This window comes from Crenobacter sp. CS_VA4, assembly GCF_055597485.1.
This window is the reverse complement of the sequence record NZ_JBVMAE010000004.1, coordinates 243172-259003: the sequence shown is the minus strand read 5'-3', so window position 1 is coordinate 259003 and position 15832 is coordinate 243172. Positions and strand designations below refer to the sequence as shown.

General features: G+C 63.5%; 14 protein-coding genes and 2 tRNA genes. 9 read left to right on the top strand and 7 right to left on the bottom strand.

Annotation, left to right across the window (positions count from 1 at the left end):
* The first annotated feature begins 494 nt into the window (after positions 1-494).
* Positions 495-1373 (top strand): Kdo hydroxylase KdoO, encoded by an 879-nt coding sequence (gene kdoO / locus ACZ2IA_RS06025; protein WP_470291668.1) that lies wholly within the window; start codon positions 495-497, stop codon positions 1371-1373.
* Positions 1374-1568: 195 nt separating this feature from the next.
* Here the strand turns inward: kdoO and ACZ2IA_RS06020 are convergent.
* Positions 1569-1644, bottom strand: a tRNA-Asn gene (locus ACZ2IA_RS06020).
* Between the two features lie 218 nt (positions 1645-1862).
* Here ACZ2IA_RS06020 and ygfZ point away from each other — a divergent pair.
* From ygfZ to ACZ2IA_RS06000, 4 genes are all read left to right on the top strand, one after another.
* Positions 1863-2900, top strand: coding sequence for a CAF17-like 4Fe-4S cluster assembly/insertion protein YgfZ (ygfZ, locus tag ACZ2IA_RS06015; protein WP_470291667.1), 1038 nt, complete (start codon positions 1863-1865; stop codon positions 2898-2900).
* Positions 2901-2972: 72 nt separating this feature from the next.
* On the top strand, positions 2973-3278 hold the full coding sequence (locus ACZ2IA_RS06010; RefSeq protein WP_470291666.1) for an H-NS histone family protein: 306 nt from the start codon (positions 2973-2975) through the stop codon (positions 3276-3278).
* Complete coding sequence (locus ACZ2IA_RS06005; RefSeq protein ID WP_470291665.1) at positions 3244-4122, top strand: cyclic-di-GMP receptor FimW-related protein; 879 nt, start codon at positions 3244-3246, stop codon at positions 4120-4122. Before ACZ2IA_RS06010 ends, ACZ2IA_RS06005 begins: the two co-directional genes overlap by 35 nt.
* Positions 4123-4133: 11 nt before the next feature.
* Positions 4134-5213, top strand: a complete 1080-nt coding sequence (locus ACZ2IA_RS06000; RefSeq protein ID WP_470291664.1) for a hypothetical protein — start codon at positions 4134-4136, stop codon at positions 5211-5213.
* A gap of 69 nt (positions 5214-5282) precedes the next feature.
* On the opposite strand, the gene ACZ2IA_RS05995 is transcribed toward ACZ2IA_RS06000, so the two are convergent.
* Both ACZ2IA_RS05995 and ACZ2IA_RS05990 read right to left on the bottom strand, forming a co-directional pair.
* Positions 5283-6410: a M14 family metallopeptidase gene (locus ACZ2IA_RS05995; protein WP_470291663.1), complete on the bottom strand. Its 1128-nt coding sequence runs from the start codon at positions 6408-6410 to the stop codon at positions 5283-5285.
* Positions 6411-6526: 116 nt separating this feature from the next.
* Entirely contained in the window at positions 6527-7081 is a 555-nt protein-coding gene (locus ACZ2IA_RS05990) for a phasin family protein (protein WP_470291662.1), read from the bottom strand.
* Positions 7082-7263: 182 nt separating this feature from the next.
* On the opposite strand from ACZ2IA_RS05990, the gene phaR reads away from it, so the two are divergent.
* The gene (gene phaR / locus ACZ2IA_RS05985) at positions 7264-7872 is read left to right on the top strand and encodes a polyhydroxyalkanoate synthesis repressor PhaR (protein WP_470291661.1); all 609 of its coding nucleotides are present in this window, start codon (positions 7264-7266) and stop codon (positions 7870-7872) included.
* A 165-nt stretch (positions 7873-8037) separates the two neighbouring features.
* Here the strand turns inward: phaR and serS are convergent, their stop codons facing one another.
* The 4 genes from serS to ACZ2IA_RS05965 form a co-directional block, all read right to left on the bottom strand.
* Positions 8038-9324 (bottom strand): serine--tRNA ligase, encoded by a 1287-nt coding sequence (gene serS, locus ACZ2IA_RS05980; protein WP_470291660.1) that lies wholly within the window; start codon positions 9322-9324, stop codon positions 8038-8040.
* Between the two features lie 33 nt (positions 9325-9357).
* Complete coding sequence (locus tag ACZ2IA_RS05975) at positions 9358-10677, bottom strand: replication-associated recombination protein A (protein ID WP_470291659.1); 1320 nt, start codon at positions 10675-10677, stop codon at positions 9358-9360.
* A gap of 4 nt (positions 10678-10681) precedes the next feature.
* Entirely contained in the window at positions 10682-11296 is a 615-nt protein-coding gene (gene lolA / locus ACZ2IA_RS05970; protein ID WP_470291658.1) for an outer membrane lipoprotein periplasmic chaperone LolA, read from the bottom strand.
* A gap of 302 nt (positions 11297-11598) precedes the next feature.
* Entirely contained in the window at positions 11599-13206 is a 1608-nt protein-coding gene (locus tag ACZ2IA_RS05965; RefSeq protein WP_470291657.1) for an NAD+ synthase, read from the bottom strand.
* A gap of 63 nt (positions 13207-13269) precedes the next feature.
* On the opposite strand from ACZ2IA_RS05965, the gene ACZ2IA_RS05960 reads away from it, so the two are divergent.
* The 3 genes from ACZ2IA_RS05960 (at position 13270) to ACZ2IA_RS05950 (ending at position 15686) form a co-directional block, all read left to right on the top strand.
* Positions 13270-14388, top strand: coding sequence for a GNAT family N-acetyltransferase (locus ACZ2IA_RS05960; protein WP_470291656.1), 1119 nt, complete (start codon positions 13270-13272; stop codon positions 14386-14388).
* Positions 14389-14479: 91 nt separating this feature from the next.
* A tRNA-Ser gene (locus tag ACZ2IA_RS05955) sits at positions 14480-14570 on the top strand.
* Positions 14571-14882: 312 nt separating this feature from the next.
* A complete protein-coding gene (locus tag ACZ2IA_RS05950) occupies positions 14883-15686 on the top strand; it encodes a hypothetical protein (RefSeq protein WP_470291655.1) in 804 nt (267 codons plus the stop codon).
* Positions 15687-15832 lie beyond the last annotated feature (146 nt).

Below are 15832 nucleotides of genomic sequence, written 5' to 3'. Positions count from 1 at the left end.
GTGAAACGCCTCTGCGCCGATGATAGTGTGGCATTCGCCATGTGAAAGTAGGTCACCGCCAGACTCCCCATTCGCTTCGGAACCCCGGTTCCCGAGCACCCAAAGCCCCAGCTCAGCCGAGCTGGGGCTTTGTGCTTTGGCGCGCCACCACTGCCCCGTGCACGAACCCATGATTATCTCTTTAGAGCACGGCCCCATCGGCCCTTCTGCCAAGAGAGGCTCCGTCCGCCGCCAGTGGCGTTCTTTCTAGGCCAGGTTGATTGCGAGCCTGTTCGCCACCTTGCCGGCTTAGGGCGTGTGAGCGATCTAGTTCTGATTGGGTTCGGTGACGTCACTGGTGCTTGCTGTTGGCATTAAGTTGGCGAGATAGGTTCTATGTAGGGTGGTCACCATGGGGATAGTTTTTGCCTTTTCGTGTAGATAAGGGCATCCTTTGGTTGGGCAGCCGATGCGGGCATCGCGGCCATACAACTGGAATCGTTGCGAGTACAGGGATGAGTTTCGAGAATCAGGTAATAGAGGTGGCGCTGGCAGAGAAGGGCTATATGCCGGCGAGGGAATTGCTGTTGGCGGGGGTGGAAGAGGGTAAGGTGCTGCTTTTTCCTTCTTTCCCTTACGCCTTGCAGTCGGATGAGCTGCGCTGGCTGGATCCCGCTATCGCAGATCCGAAGCGCAAGAATATCAGCCTCGATCCGGTTGGTGGCGCCTTGCACGGTGTAGTGGGCGATGTGGCGGCCCAGGCGGCAGTGCGTGGACTGATCCAGCGTTATTTCGAGGCGGCTAGCGAGCTAATCGATAATCTGTTTCCCGAGTATCGCGGGCATTTGCGTGCGGCGCCGACCAGCTTGCGTCTGCACCGGGTGGAAACACGGAAAAGCTCCTGGCGCAAAGACGATAGCCGGCTGCACGTCGATGCTTTTCCGTCTCGGCCGAATTACGGTGAGCGAATTCTGCGGGTCTTCATGAACATCAATCCGGCGGGTGTGCCGCGGGTCTGGCGGGTTGGCGAGCCATTCGACGCGGTGGCGGCCCATTTTCTGCCGCAGCTGCCTCGACAGTGGCTGGGTTCGGCGGCACTGCTCGCGGTGCTAAAAATCACCAAGCAGCGACGCAGTGCCTACGATCACATCATGCTGAAGCTGCACGATGCGATGAAGGCCGATCTGACGTATCAGCGCGATTGCGGTCAGCAGACGGTGCCGTTTCCGCCTGGGGCGGGCTGGGTCTGTTTTTCCGATCAGACGTCGCATGCGGTCATGTCGGGGCAATTCATGCTGGAGCAGACGTTCTTCTTGCCAGCGGCAGGCATGGCGCGGCCAGAGCGGGCCCCGCTGGCCATTTTGCAACGACAAACCGGTTGGGTGCTGATCTAGCGGTAATGCAGTGTGGGTGAAAGAGGTTGGTCGAGCGCTGGTTCGGCCAACCTTTTTTGTTTGGTCGAAGCGCGCGATGAGTGGCGGCCTGTTGTTGGCGATCCGTGCGAACGGAGATGGGCGGCATCGAGACGAGAGTTGCCGGGACCGTAAAACGGAAAACGCCGTGAACAAAATTGTTCACGGCGTCGAATTTGGCTCCCCGACCAGGGCTCGAACCTGGGACCTGCGGATTAACAGTCCGTCGCTCTACCGACTGAGCTATCGGGGAATCGATGAGTTGCGTACTATACGGATAGCGCTATGGGCTGTCAATGCTTTGTTTCAAAATTTTTCAGGGGATGTCGGGCATTAATCGGCTCTAAATGGTAAATCGTTGCCGATAAAGGGTTTTTTCTGTTGATAAATGTCGGACTTGTCCCTATGTATTAGGGCTTAGGAGGGGGCTGGATGAGGCCTGCTTCGGTATCGGGGATTAAAGGGGTAAAGATGGATCAGAAGTGGCAACAGTGGGCGACAGAGCATGGAGCGGAGCTGGATGAATCCGGCGTGCTGCGCGTCGCCGATGAGGTGGCGCAGCGAGAGGCGATCGCGATGGGGCAGGGATTTGCTCCATTGACCGAATGGTCGCTAATCCGCCTGCAGGGCGAGGACACCTTGGCTTTCCTGCAGGGACAGCTGTCCAGTGATCTGCGCGAGGTGACGCCTGAGCATAGCCAGTACAGTACCTATTCCACCGCCAAGGGGCGGATGCAGGCGAACGTTCTGGTATGGCAGTACCGGGGGGCGTATTACCTGATGCTGGCGCGTGACCTGGCAGAAGCGCTACACAAGCGCCTGTCGATGTTCATCATGCGTGCCAAGGTCAAGGCGGAGCTGGTAACAGCCGAGTGGACGTTAATCGGCCTGATCGGGCAGGCGGCCGAGGCACAGGCTCGCGCGCATTTCGGTGCTATTCCGAATGAAGCACATCAGGCGGTGGCAGCCGATGATGGCATTCTGCTGCGTTTGCCGAGCGGTGCGTTGTTGTGGGCGCAATCCGGGGTCGATACGACCGCAGCAGACGGCCTGCTTGACGTCGCACCGCTGATTGGTTCGCAGCCTTGGCGCTTGCTGGATATCCGGGCCGGGATTCCCTGGATTGTTAAGGCAACCAGCGAGGCATTCGTCGCTCAGATGGCGAATATGGAACTGATTGGCGCGGTCAGTTTCAAAAAAGGGTGTTACCCGGGACAGGAAATTGTGGCGCGCACCCAATATCTGGGCAAGCTGAAGCGCCGCCTTTACCGGGTCGCTGTGTCGGAGGGCATTGCCTGCGGTGATGAATTGATCAGCCCCACGATGGGTGACCAGGCGATCGGTATGGTGGTCAATGTGGCGCAGGCCGGCGAGAGGAGTTGGGAGGCGTTGGTCGTGGTGCAATCGAATTGCTGGGAGGGCGGGGTCTTTGTCAAAGATCGTCCGCTATTGGCATTGCAGCAAATGACCTTGCCCTATCCACTGGAGTCAGAACAGGCGTTGCAATAATAATATGAGCTTGACCTTTGTAAACGAAGTTGGCTAAATTGCAATAGTAGGTTCTTTTATCAGGGGAAACAAATGGATATCTCTCAGCTGGATTATGCTCAACTGGTTGCGTTGAAGGCCGATGTGGAGCGTGAAATCAAGTCACGTGAATCGGAAGAAAAAGCCAAGGCAAAACGCCAGATCGTTGAACTGGCCAAGACGTATGGTTTGACCATCGAGGATGTACTCGGCAAGACGCAGGGCGTGCGTAAGCCGGTTGAAGCCAAATATCGCAACCCTGATGATGCTTCGATGACCTGGACCGGTCGTGGCCGTAAGCCTGTTTGGGTTCAGCAGCATCTGGATGCGGGTAAAACCCTGGAAGATCTGGCCGTTTAAGCTTCTCCGCATCCGCCATCACCAACCCCGCCGTGTTGTCCCGGTGGGGTTTGTTTTTGTCGTGGAGGAATTGTCGCGCGGGACGGACTTTTGCATGTCATTATCATGGCGTTTGAATCTCGCTTGCGCGGAGAATGCCATCTTGTCGGTTGTTGCCGTTTATTCGGTGGCGCTGCATGGGTATTCGCCTTGGTACTTAACGATGCTACTGAGACTGTTCTCGTCTTCTTCATCATCCGATCGGCCGCTGGATCCTTTTGCTAACCGTGAGGCGGCCGCGGCGTGGGTGCAGCGGCAAGTCGCGGACCATGGGGCGGGCGTGCACGAGCAGTTGCTGGCGTTGCTGGCCGGCTTCAATGGTGTGAATGAGGCAGCGATGCCGCCTGCGCTCGGCCAACTGGATGCGGTGTTGACGCTCAATCGGCTGACGCAGAGCGAGCAGGAGCGTCTGATGAGCCGGTACCTGGCGCTTGGGCGCTTGCCGAGGTCGGCCGAACGCGAACTGAGGCGACGCTTGGCGGCGTACGGGCAGGCGTTCCTCGCGGCATATGACCGGTTCGCGGCGATTGCCGGAGCCGATCGGGCGGGGGGCGAGTGGTCCGGCCAGCGGCCGCGGCTGATCGCGGCGCAGCTCTATTATCTGAACGAGCAATTGTGTTGGACGCTGATCGGTCACGGCACTCCGGCGGCGGCCTTCTGGCGGCGGGTGAAAACGCTCTATGCGCAGGCCGAGTTGTGGCGTATCGAAACGCAGCCGGTTGAGTTGTTCGAGGCGGTATCGACGACCATCCAGGATCTGTTCATCGCGACGCAGCTATTGGGGTTGCTCGCGCGGGCAATCTGAGCCAGCGGCAGGTGGTGCTGGCGCATGCCCTGCTGCCGCGACTGTCGCCTCGCGTTGTGCTGAGTGGCACGCCCACGGAAGGGGGATTTGCGCTGGCGCTATCCGATGTCGGGCCGGCGCGCCGTGTGGTGGCGGCTTCGGCCGCGGAAGAGGGGGCATGGCGCTACCTGGACACTGCAACCCTGACGGCGACGCTGCACGGTTGGCTGGTGGGCTTGGAGACGGGTTCCTTGCCGGCCGAATTGGCAGGGCTGTTGCGGATGGGGCAGGATGGCCCCTTCCTGCGGTTGTTGAGCCGGGAGTGGGCCCCGCAGCCTAGTCGGGTCGAGCGGGCGCGACGGGTGGCGGTGACGGGGCAGGAAATCGAGGTGGAGCATCGTTTGCCGGCGATACATCGGCTGTTGCGGCAGGAGGGTGATGGGGCGGCGCCGGAAGTGCGTCAGAACGGCACGGCAGTGCCGGAGGCGGCGGCGGTCAGGGTCTATGGCTTCGTCTCGTCGCGACGCCGCGACCGGATCGCCGAGGCGGTGGCGCAGCATCTGCAGGAGGAACCGGCAGCGGAGCCGGCGATTCCGCCGGGGGAGGCTGTTCCGTCGCGTTGGCTCGTGCAGGACGTGAGCGATAGCGGGGTGGGCGTGACCTTGCCCGTGGCCGGTAACGAGTGGGTGGCGTTGGGAGGGTTGTTTGCATTTCGCCGTCCGCAAGCCGGGAACTGGGGCCTGGCGCTGGTGAGGCGGCTGAAGCGGCAGGGCCGTGACAACTTGTTTCTAGGCGCCGAGCGGCTGTCATCGCAAGTGGTCGCCGCTTCGATCCGGGCGCTGGCCGGAGCGGGGGCGGAGGGACTGGGGGCCGAATGGTACTGGCAAGACGGCGAGATCGCGCTGTTCCTGCCTTGCCGGCACGCCGGGCGCCGGGTGCACGCGCTGTTGCTGCCATTGGCAAGCTACGCACCGCAGCGGCAGTGCTATCTGAGCGCGCGCGGCAAGCTGTTTCCGGTGACGCTGCAGGGAGTGCTGGGGAGCGGCAGTGACTGGTGCCTCGCCGAGGTCGCGCTGACCCAATCGTTGGACAGCTTGCCGGATGGTGCGTAAGCGCCGCGCACCGGGTCATAAAAAAAGCTGGCCGAAGCCAGCTTTTCAGTCGACGGAGTTCCGGAGTGCTCAGCGCAGCTGGTTCAGCACCGCGTAGATCGGGCTGAGCACGGCCTCGCCGAGGCGCAGGCTGCGTTGGCCGCTCCAGCCATAATCGTCGTCGGGCAGGTTGGCGTTGTCCTTGAACGGCATCTCCAGCGTGTAGGCCAGGCAGTCGAACTGGTTGCCGACGTAGGCGGTGGCCATCGACAGGTCGGCCTGGCCGGCCTCTTTCTTGGCGTAGCCATGCTCGTCCTGGAAGTCCGGGCTGGCCAGCAGCAGGTGGTGCTTGAAGCACTCTTCCAGTTCGGCCAGGCGCGGCGAGTAGTTCGGGATGCCTTCGTTGCCGGCGACGAACACGTACGGCAGGCCCTCGTCACCGTGGATGTCGAGGAACAGGTCGACGCCGGTCTCGTGCATCTTGTTGCGCACGGCCAGTACTTCCGGGCTGCGTTCGGCGGTCGGGTTCAGCCATTCGCGGTTCAGGTTGGCGCCGGCGGCGTTGGTGCGCAGGTTGCCGAGTATCGAACCATCCGGGTTCATGTTCGGCACGATGTAGAAGGTGGCGCGGTCGAGCAGGGCGCGCGAGGTCGGGTCTTGCGGATCGAGGAGACGCGACAGCAGGCCTTCGATGAACCATTCGGACATCGTCTCGCCCGGGTGCTGGCGGGCGATGATCCAGACCTTCAGGTCGGATTCGACTTCGTGGCCGATGGTCAGCAGGTTGATGTCGCGGTCCTGGATGCTGGAGCCGAGGTCAGTGACCTGGCAGAGGCCGGAGCCCTGCGCCTGGCCGATCAGGTTAAGGTGCTGTTCGTTCGAGTACGGCTCGAAGTAGGCGTAGTAGATGCTGTTGGCGAGCGGGGTGTGCTCGATGGTCATCACCTGGCCGTCGTAGTGGGTCGGCACGCGGAACCAGTTGATCCGGTCGTACGACGCCATCGCCTGGTAGTCCTGCCAGCCGGTGGGATAGGCACACTGGCCGGCGTTGAGGAACTTCATCTGGCAATATTGGTAAGCGGCGCCTTGCAGCCGGAAGTAGAACCACTGCGCGAAATCGGAAGCATTGTCCTTGCGGATATTGAGCTGGATATCGTCGAAGCGCTCGAGGGAGGCAACCTCGATACTGCCGGCGTCAAAGTGGCTGCTGATTTTCATGCGGGTCAACCTGCTGGATCTGTCTTCAAGAATCTGAATTCTACTCCCGCTTGGCCACGAGGCCAAAAAAACGGCCCCTCGTGGAGGGGCCGTCTCTGGGTGTGGAGCGTTAGGGCTCAGGCGGCGCCGTTGGCGCGGCGGGTCGACTTCACCGCTTCGCTGGTGGCGTTGCCGGCGGCGCGCAGGTTGGCTTCGGCCAACTCGCTGACCTGCTTGGCGGTATTGCTGACGCTGCTGGCGGCGGCGGTGGCCGAGGCGAGCGCCGACTTGATGCCGTTGACCACCACTTCCGAGCCGGCCGGGGCCTGCTTGGCGAAGCTGTCGAGGCTGCTGCTCAGCGTTTTGTTCAGCTCGTCCAGATGGCTTTCGGCCAGCTTGGTGAATTCGCCGTGCGTTTGCGACACGATGTCGTAGGCTTGACGCGAGTTGCTGACGGCCTGTTCGACCGACTGGCCGGCGACCTTATTCAGGTGGTTGAGCGCCTGTTGCGGATCCTTGATGTTGGCCAGCTCGCGAGCGTGGGCAACGTTTTCTTCGAGCAGTTGCTTGGACAGTTCGATGTTCAGACGGACCAGGCGTTCGGTCCCTTCCAGCGAGATCTGGGCAAAACGCAGCGCCGACTCGATACCGCTCAGAGACAGCTTGCTCAGGGATTCATTGGTGGCAGTCATTCTGTTGGACCCTCACGTGGTAAGTTGGCGGGTGGTCTTAAATTTGTATGTCATTGCGCGGTGCACAATGAGCAAACAATCTAGCACGCAATCCGCGTGCTACCTAGAAGTTTTGCTCTAGCGGGTTTGATCCTGTGATAAATTCGCAACGATGCAGCACACGATAAAAACGGGAGCGTTAGATGAGTGTGGAGAAGAGGATTATCAAAAAATACCCGAACCGTCGGTTGTACGATACGGCGACGAGTTCGTACATCACGCTGGGGGATGTGAAGCAGCTTGTGCTCGATCAGGTGGCAATCCAGGTGATTGATGCCAAGAGCAAAGACGACATTACCCGCGGCGTGTTGCTGCAGATCATCCTCGAGGAAGAGAACGGCGGTAGCCCGATGTTCAGCTACGAAGTGCTGACCCAGTTCATCCGCTTCTACGGCCAAGCGATGCAGGGCATGATGGGGCCGTTCCTGGAAAAGAATCTGCAGCTCTTCTCGCAGCTGCAACAAAAGATGCAGGAACAGAGCCACGCGATCTACGGCGACAACGGCATGTTCAACGCCAAGATGTGGTCCGAGTTCCTCAACTACCAGGGGCCGGCGATGCAGAACATGATGTCGAACTACCTCGACCAGAGCACCCAGCTCTATCTCGATATGCAGACCCGGATGCAGGAGCAGGCCAAGCAGCTGTTCACCGGTTTCGGCTTTCCCGCCTACCCGACGACCGGCGACAAGAAGGACGACAAGAAGGACGACGAGAAAGACGACGAGAAAGACGACGAAAAAGAGGGTTGACCGTCCGCGCTGGTTCGGCCGAGCGCTTCGCGGCAGGCCGGACCAGCCCTCTGAAAGGCGACCCGAGTGGTCGCCTTTTTTGCGGCCGGCATGAAAAAAGGCGCCACCGGAAGGTCGCGCCTTTTGTGCTTCGGCCAAGCTCGAAGGTTGGCCGAACCGCGGCGATCAGCCGCCGATCTTTTCCTTGCCGCCCAGGTAGGGACGCAGCACCGCCGGCACGGTCACCGTGCCATCGGCGTTCTGGTAGTTTTCCAGCACCGCCACCAGCGTGCGACCGACCGCCAGGCCGGAGCCGTTCAACGTGTGTACGTAACGGTTCTTGCCGTCCTCGTCCTTGAAGCGCGCCATCATCCGGCGGGCTTGGAAGTCGCCCATGTTCGAGCAGCTCGATATCTCGCGGTAGGTGTTCTGCGCCGGCAGCCACACTTCCAGGTCGTAGGTCTTGGTCGAGCCGAAGCCCATGTCGCCGGTGCATAGCGTCACCACCCGGTACGGCAGCTCCAGCGCCTTGAGGATGTTTTCGGCGTGGCCGACCATTTCCTCGAGAGCAGTGAACGAGTTGTCCGGATGCTCGATGCGCACCATCTCGACCTTGTCGAACTGGTGCTGGCGGATCAGGCCGCGGGTGTCGCGGCCGTGGGAGCCGGCCTCGGAACGGAAGCACGGCGAGTGTGCAGTCAGCTTCACTGGTAGCTCGTCGAGCTTCAGTACGCTGTTGCCGACGGTGTTGGTCATGGTGATTTCCGAGGTGGAAATCAGGTACTGGTCGACGGTGCCTTCTTCGCCGCCGCGGGTCACCTTGAACATGTCTTCGGCAAACTTCGGCAACTGGCCGGTACCGAACAGCGCGCTGTCGTTGACGATGTACGGGGTGTACATCTCGGTGTAGCCGTGCTCGTTGGTGTGGGTGTTGAGCATGAACTGCGCGAGCGCGCGGTGCAGCTGGGCGATCTCGCCGCGCAGCACGGTGAAGCGCGCGCCGGACAGCTTGGCGCCGGTTTCGGCGTCGAGGCCGAGCGGGGTGCCGACGTCGACGTGGTCCTTCACTTCGAAATCAAAGCTCTTCGGCACACCGACGCGGCGCACTTCGACGTTGTCGTTTTCATCGTCGCCGACCGGCACCGACTCGTGCGGCAGGTTGGGGATATTCATCAGCCAGCTGTCGAGCTTGCCCTGCACCAGTTCGAAGGCGTTCTCGGCGGCTTTCAGTTCGTCGCCGAGGGTGGCCACTTCGGCCAGGATCGCGGAGGCGTCCTCGCCCTTGCGCTTGGCTTCGCCGATCTGCTTGGAGGTGGCGTTGCGCTTGGCCTGCAGTTCCTGCATGCGGGTCTGCAGCGCCTTGCGCTCGTTTTCCAGCGCGCTGAACGCGTCGCTGTCCAGTTGATAGCCACGCGCCGCCAGGCGGGCGGCGACGGTGTCGATGTCGCTGCGAAGCAGTTGGATGTCGAGCATGTGTCGGGATCCTGTTGTTCTTGATCGTGTGTTTTAGTCGTCGTGTTGCGAGCCGGCGTCGGCGTCGAGTTCGCGCAGGAAGGCGAGCTTCTCGGCGATCTTGCTCTCGAGGCCGCGCGGCACCGGCTCGTACCAGCGCACGTCCTCGAGGCCGTCCGGCAGGTAGGTCTCGCCGGCGGCGTAGGCGTGCGGTTCGTCGTGGGCGTAGCGGTAGTCGTGACCGTAGCCGAGTTCCTTCATCAGCTTGGTCGGCGCATTGCGCAAATGCACCGGCACCGGTCGCGACTTGTCCTGCGCCACGAAGGCTCGGGCCTGATTATACGCCTTGTAGCCGGCATTGCTCTTGGCGGCGATCGCGAGATAGATCGCCGCCTGACCGAGCGCCAGCTCGCCCTCGGGGCTGCCGAGCCGCTCGTAGGTGTCGGCGGCGTCGAGCGCCACGCGGGCGGCGCGCGGGTCGGCCAGGCCGATGTCTTCCCAGGCCATCCGCACCAGCCGGCGCGCCAGGTAGCGCGGGTCGGCGCCGCCGTCGAGCATCCGGGTCAGCCAGTACAGCGCGCCGTCCGGGTTGGAGCCGCGTACTGACTTGTGCAGCGCCGAGATCTGATCGTAGAACGCGTCGCCGCCCTTGTCGAAGCGGCGAGCGTTGACGGTGAGCACCTCGCCGAGGAAGGCGGCGTCGATTCGGCCAACCTTGCGCGCCAGCGCGGCGGTGCGGGTCTGCTCGAGCAGGTTGAGGAAGCGCCGCGCGTCGCCGTCGGCGTAGCCGATCAGCGTGTCGACCGCCGCGTCGTCGAATTCCAGTGTGCCGAGTGCACCGCCCGCCGTGACCCGGCCGAGCAGGTCGCGCAGCTCGGCGTCGCTCAGGGCGTTGAGCACGTAGACCTGCGCGCGCGACAGCAGCGCCGAGTTGACCTCGAATGACGGGTTTTCGGTGGTGGCGCCGATGAAGGTGAACAGCCCCGACTCGACGAAGGGCAGGAAGGCGTCCTGCTGGCTCTTGTTGAAGCGGTGCACCTCGTCGACGAACAGGATGGTCGGCCGGCCGGACTGCACCAGCGCGGCGTGGGCGCGCTCGACCGCGTCGCGGATGTCCTTGACGCCGGACAGTACCGCCGACAGCGGGATGAACTCGGCGTCGAAGCTGCCCGCGAGGATGCGCGCGAGGGTGGTCTTGCCGACGCCGGGTGGCCCCCACAGGATCATCGAGTGCGGGGTCTTGGCGTCGACCGCCAGGCGCAGCGGCTTGCCCGGGCCGATCAGGTGCTGCTGGCCGATCACCTCGTCGAGCGTGGTGGGCCGCAGCGCTTCGGCCAACGGTTTTTTCGGCTCGGCGGCAAACAGGTCGTTCATCGCTTTACTGGTCGCTCATCACGTCGGCGCCCTTGGGCGGGACGAAGCTGAAGTGCTCGGCGGTGATTGCCGGGTTCTTCTTCATATTGCTGAACGACAGCTTGGTCAGGTTGCCGAAGCTGTCGGTCAGCTCCATCGCCACCAGGTTGTTGTCGGCGAAGCCCATCCGGATCGCCTGGAAGCTGTTCTCGGTCTTCTTCGGGCTGGCGGCGAGCCACTCGATGTTGCCCTGGCGGCCGACTTCGCGCAGCAGGTAGTCGTGTTCGATCGCGTTGCTGCCGGCGAGCAGCGCCGCCGGGCTGCTGCCGAGCGCGGCGTCGAGCGGCCGGGTGGTGACCTGCGCCAGCTCCTTGTCGTACACCCACAGCCGCTTGCCGTCGCCGACGATCAGCTGTTCGTACGGCTTGGTGTAGCTCCAGCGGAACTTGCCGGGGCGGGAGATTTCCAGCGTGCCGCTGGCGTTGTCGGTCTTGCCCTGGTTCGACACGGTTTGCGAGAAGCTGGCCGACAGCGTCTTGCTGCCGGCGACGAAGGCCTTGAGCTGGGCGATCGCGGCGGCGTTGGCCGACAGCGGCAGCGCCAGCGTGGCGGCGATCAGGGTCAGCGCGAGTTTTTTCATGACTATCCCTTGGCGGAACCGCCCGCAGGGGCCGTTCCGGTAAATGGCAGAGGCCTTCTAGATCAGGCGCAGGCCGAAAAAAACAACTGTTTGCCGGGCTTCGACCCAGGCTGTAACGGCTTGGTTTCCGGCCGGCTCATCTGGCCGAAGGGCGCCGGAGGCAATGGGCTATCTTACCGTGCCGGGCGAGGCGTGAAAAATCGGCCCGGCCGGCGCGCGGGCTTGGCGGCATCCGGCGGCTGGCCAGCACAACAAAAGGCCGCGAGCGGCGCGGCCTTTTGTCAGAGCGGAAACGGTGCCGTTCAGCTGAACTTGTTGGTGATCGGGTAGCGCCAGTCCTTGCCGAAGCCGCGGTGGGTGATGCGCGGGCCGACCGGCGCCTGGCGGCGCTTGTACTCGTTGATCTTCAACAGCCGCACCACGCGGCGCACGTCGGCCTCGGCGAAACCGTCGGCGATGATCTCTTCGGCCGACATATTGCCCTCGACGTAGCGCGCCATGATCGCGTCGAGCACGTCGTACGGCGGCAGGCTGTCCTGGTCTTTCTGGTCCGGGCGCAGCTCGGCGGACGGCGGGCGGGTGATGATGCGGGTCGGGATGATCTCGCTCTGGCTATTGCGCCACTCGCACAGTTGCACCACCAGCGTCTTGGCCACGTCCTTCAGCACCGCGAAGCCGCCGGCCATGTCGCCGTACAGCGTGCAGTAGCCGGTGGTCATTTCCGACTTGTTGCCGGTGGTCAGCACCAGATTGCCGGTCTTGTTCGACAACGCCATCAGCAAGGTGCCGCGGATCCGGGCCTGCAGGTTCTCCTCGGTGGCATCTTCGGCGAGGCCGGCGAACGACGGCGCCAGCGCGGAAACGAAGCTCTCGTACATCGGCCAGATCGCGATCTCGTCGTACTTCACCTCGAGGCGTTGCACCATGTCGCGGGAGTCGTCGACGCTGATGTCAGCGGTGTAGCGCGACGGCATCATCACCGCGTGCACCCGGTCGGCGCCGAGCGCGTCGACCGCGACCGCCAGCGTCAGCGCCGAGTCGATGCCGCCGGACAGGCCCAACAGAGCGCCCGGGAAGCCGTTCTTGCCGATGTAGTCGCGCACGCCGATGGTCAGCGCGCGGTAGACGCTTTCGACCGGGCCGGGCAGGGTGGCCTGCTTGGCCGGCCGGATGTCGCCGTCGACCACCTCGACGATCAGCAGCTCGTCGTCGTAGGCGGCCGCCTGCGCGACCACCTCGCCGGCCTTGTTGAGCGCGAACGAGGCGCCGTCGAACACCAGCTCGTCCTGGCCGCCGGTCAGGTTGACGTACGCGAGCGGTACGCCGGTTTCCTCGACCCGGTAGCGGGCGATGTCGTGGCGGGTCCCGATCTTGTTGCGGTGGAACGGCGACGCGTTCAGCGCGACGATCACCTCGGCGCCGGCGTCGGCGGTTTCGGCGGCTGGCTCGATCGACCAGACGTCCTCGCAGATCAGCACGCCGACCTTCACGCCGTTCTGCTCGAACACCAGCGGCGCGGCGCCCGGGGTGAAGTAGCGGCACTCGTCGAACACTTCGTCGTTCGGCAGCAGCATCTTGTGATACTGGCCGAGTCTATTGCCATCGCGCAGCACGGTGGCGGCGTTGAAGCACTCGTTGCCGAGCTTGACCGGGTGGCCGACCACCAGCGTGATGCCGTCCAGCTCCAACAGCTCGTCCATCGCCAGCGCGCAGGCGCGGTAGAAGTGGTCGCGCAGCAGCAGGTCTTCCGGGCTGTAGCCGGTCAGTGCCAGCTCCGGCGTTACCAGCACGTCGGCGCCGGCGGCCATCGCCTGGTGGGCCAGCGCGAGGATTTTCTGGGTATTGCCGGCGATGTCGCCGACGATGGGGTTGAACTGGGCAAGCGCGAGTCGCATCTTGTAGGCAGCCATCAAAATTCGGGAATGAGGCGATTTTACCGCAAATGCGGGCGATTCCCGAAAAAGGAGACAGGTTTGAAAGTCGCTGTCGGTGACACGATCGCGGGGATTGCGGCCCCGCAGTGGGACGCGCTGGGCGGGGCTGAAACGCCGTTCACCCGCCACGCCTGGTTGGACGCGCTGGAGGCGAGCGGCGCGGTCGGCGGCGACACCGGCTGGCAGCCGCTGCCGCTGGCGGCCGAGCGTGGCGGGCAATTACGGGCCGCGGCGCCGGCCTACCTGAAGAGCCATTCGTACGGCGAGTACGTGTTCGACTGGGCCTGGGCCGATGCCTTCGAGCGGGCCGGCTTGGCGTACTACCCGAAGCTGCTGATCGCGGTGCCGTTCACCCCGGTCGAGGGGCCGCGGCTGCTCGGCAACGCCGGCCTGCTCGCCGGGGCCGCCGAGACACTGGTCCACGAGCACCGGCTGTCGAGCGCGCACGTGCTGTTTCCGTTGTCGGCGGAGCTGGCGACGTTGGCCGAACGCGGCTGGCTGGTCCGTCACGGCGTGCAGTTTCACTGGCAGAACCGGGCTTACCGCGACTTCGGCGACTTCCTCGACGCGCTCAACCGCGACAAGCGCAAGAAGATCCGCCAGGAGCGCCGCCGCGTCGCCGAGGCCGGCGTGACGGTGCGGGTGCTGGAGGGCGCGGCGATCGGCGCCGCCGACTGGGCGCTGTTCCACCGCGGCTACGTCAACACCTACCACGAACACCGCTCGACCCCGTACCTGAACCTGGATTTCTTCCGGCGCATCGGCGCGACGATGGCCGAACAACTGGTGCTGTTCGTCGCCGAGCGCGACGGCGAGCCGCTGGCGACCAGCCTGTGCGTCAGCGACGGCACCGCGCTGTATGGCCGTTACTGGGGCGCGCTCGCCGACGTGCCGCTGCTGCATTTCGAGCTGTGTTACTACGCCGGGATCGAGTACGCGATCGCTAAGGGCCTGGCGGTGTTCGAAGGCGGCGCGCAGGGTGAGCACAAGCAGGCGCGCGGCTTCGATCCGGTGCGCACCGCGTCGGCGCACTGGATCGCCGAGCCGTCGTTCCGCGCCGCGATCGATCGCTGGCTTGCCCGCGAGCGCACGGCGACGGCGGGTTATCTGGCCGAACTGGCCGCGCATTCGGCGTACCCGCCGGCATCGGGAAATTAGGCCGTTCATGAAAAAACCGTGCCGACGCTTGCCAAGCCGGAAGGCCCCCTTTATACTGCGCAGCCTCTGACGGCACTGCCGCCGGAGTCCCGGAGAGATGGATGAGTGGTTTAAGTCGCACGCCTGGAAAGCGTGTTCAGGGTAATACCCTGACGGGGGTTCGAATCCCCCTCTCTCCGCCAGAACACGAAAAGCCCCTGCTTCATGGCAATTTGCCGAAAAGCAGGGGCTTTTCCCATTTGTTTCTCCCGCCCAGCCTCGACAAATTGCGGTAAGCCAGGCTTCCAAAGCCACGGTGCCTTCGAGATTCCGCATTCGCGGTAATGCCCACCGCAACCTCGCCTCCTTGATCAATGTGCTTCGCAGGTCATCCCGAATGGATATTTGCGCGTTAAGTCTATGCGCGGACAGTGCCGGGTCTGGCGTCTCGTCACCCAGCCGGCAGCCGTCCGGGCCGACGTTCACACAATGACGTTCACACAATAAGGAAAAGCATGAAGCCAGTATGGTTTGATCTTCGTTGCCTGGCAGTGGCCGCGGGCATGGCGACGACCGTCTGTCACGCTGAAACGGTGGCGCGCTACGAGGAACTCAGACTGGGCGATGCCTACAGCGGAGTGGTCGCCATCGGCGACAGTAGCGCGACCAAGCAGATCGTGTTGCCCGCCGGCCCATGGCGGTTGATCCAGAAGGGGGAAGGGACAACGGCGGGAGCCCAAGGCGGGCGGCAGGACGGCAGGAAGTTCAAGGAGGAGGCCCTGGTGTTCGTGCAGACCGAGGGCCGGAAACTGCGCGCACTGTTGCAGGTACTCGGTACGGCGGAGTTCGCCACCGGTGTGGAGTGGCGCGATGAACCGTGCAAGCGCACGAATACCCTGTATCGCAATGCGTTCGACAGCAGCCCGTGGACGCAGACCTGCCTGCTGGTCAACCATGTGGTCGGCTCGCTGAGCCTGGCAGCGTCGACACGGCAGACTTTAAAAGCTATCGGTCTCCCGGTTCCGACCGCGGCGTTGGTCTCACAATTGACGCGTTATCAGCGCGGCGGCTTCCTGCAGGTGAGCGTGCTGACCAACCCGGCGTTCTGGGGCATCGACAGCCCACCGCAGGCTTGGAACGCATCGGCATGGCACAAGGACAACATCGCCGGCGATCCGGCGCGCCAGTCTTTCGCGCGCCAGTGGGAGCAGTGGTCCGAATCCTACGCGGGCCTGCTCGACAGCGAGTTCAAGGGGACGGCGGTGCCTTCCAACGGTAGCGCAAGCGATTTTCCGGCGTTCAGTTTCACCCCGTCGTAGGGGGCGTTGGCTGAGTTACGAGCCAGCGAGTAGGGCGCCGCCGGCTGGCGGCGCCAGTACCCCGGCTGCGGTGACGCTGGCGGAGTGCGCCCGATCGGCGTATGGTGGCGCCGCGCGTGCATTCTGGCGCACTCGCACGAGCCTCC

Excerpts from the sequence above, each read along its gene's own strand:
- ACZ2IA_RS05995 (WP_470291663.1), bottom strand. The coding sequence starts at position 6,410 with ATGAAAATCAGCAGCCACTTTGACGCCGGCAGTATCGAGGTTGCCTCC.
- ACZ2IA_RS06005 (WP_470291665.1), top strand. The coding sequence starts at position 3,244 with ATGCGGGTAAAACCCTGGAAGATCTGGCCGTTTAAGCTTCTCCGCATC.
- ACZ2IA_RS05950 (WP_470291655.1), top strand. The coding sequence starts at position 14,883 with ATGAAGCCAGTATGGTTTGATCTTCGTTGCCTGGCAGTGGCCGCGGGC.
- ACZ2IA_RS05990 (WP_470291662.1), bottom strand. The coding sequence starts at position 7,081 with ATGACTGCCACCAATGAATCCCTGAGCAAGCTGTCTCTGAGCGGTATC.
- kdoO (WP_470291668.1), top strand. The coding sequence starts at position 495 with ATGAGTTTCGAGAATCAGGTAATAGAGGTGGCGCTGGCAGAGAAGGGC.
- ACZ2IA_RS05965 (WP_470291657.1), bottom strand. The coding sequence starts at position 13,206 with ATGGCTGCCTACAAGATGCGACTCGCGCTTGCCCAGTTCAACCCCATC.
- lolA (WP_470291658.1), bottom strand. The coding sequence starts at position 11,296 with ATGAAAAAACTCGCGCTGACCCTGATCGCCGCCACGCTGGCGCTGCCG.
- ygfZ (WP_470291667.1), top strand. The coding sequence starts at position 1,863 with ATGGATCAGAAGTGGCAACAGTGGGCGACAGAGCATGGAGCGGAGCTG.
- ACZ2IA_RS06010 (WP_470291666.1), top strand. The coding sequence starts at position 2,973 with ATGGATATCTCTCAGCTGGATTATGCTCAACTGGTTGCGTTGAAGGCC.
- serS (WP_470291660.1), bottom strand. The coding sequence starts at position 9,324 with ATGCTCGACATCCAACTGCTTCGCAGCGACATCGACACCGTCGCCGCC.
- ACZ2IA_RS05975 (WP_470291659.1), bottom strand. The coding sequence starts at position 10,677 with ATGAACGACCTGTTTGCCGCCGAGCCGAAAAAACCGTTGGCCGAAGCG.
- phaR (WP_470291661.1), top strand. The coding sequence starts at position 7,264 with ATGAGTGTGGAGAAGAGGATTATCAAAAAATACCCGAACCGTCGGTTG.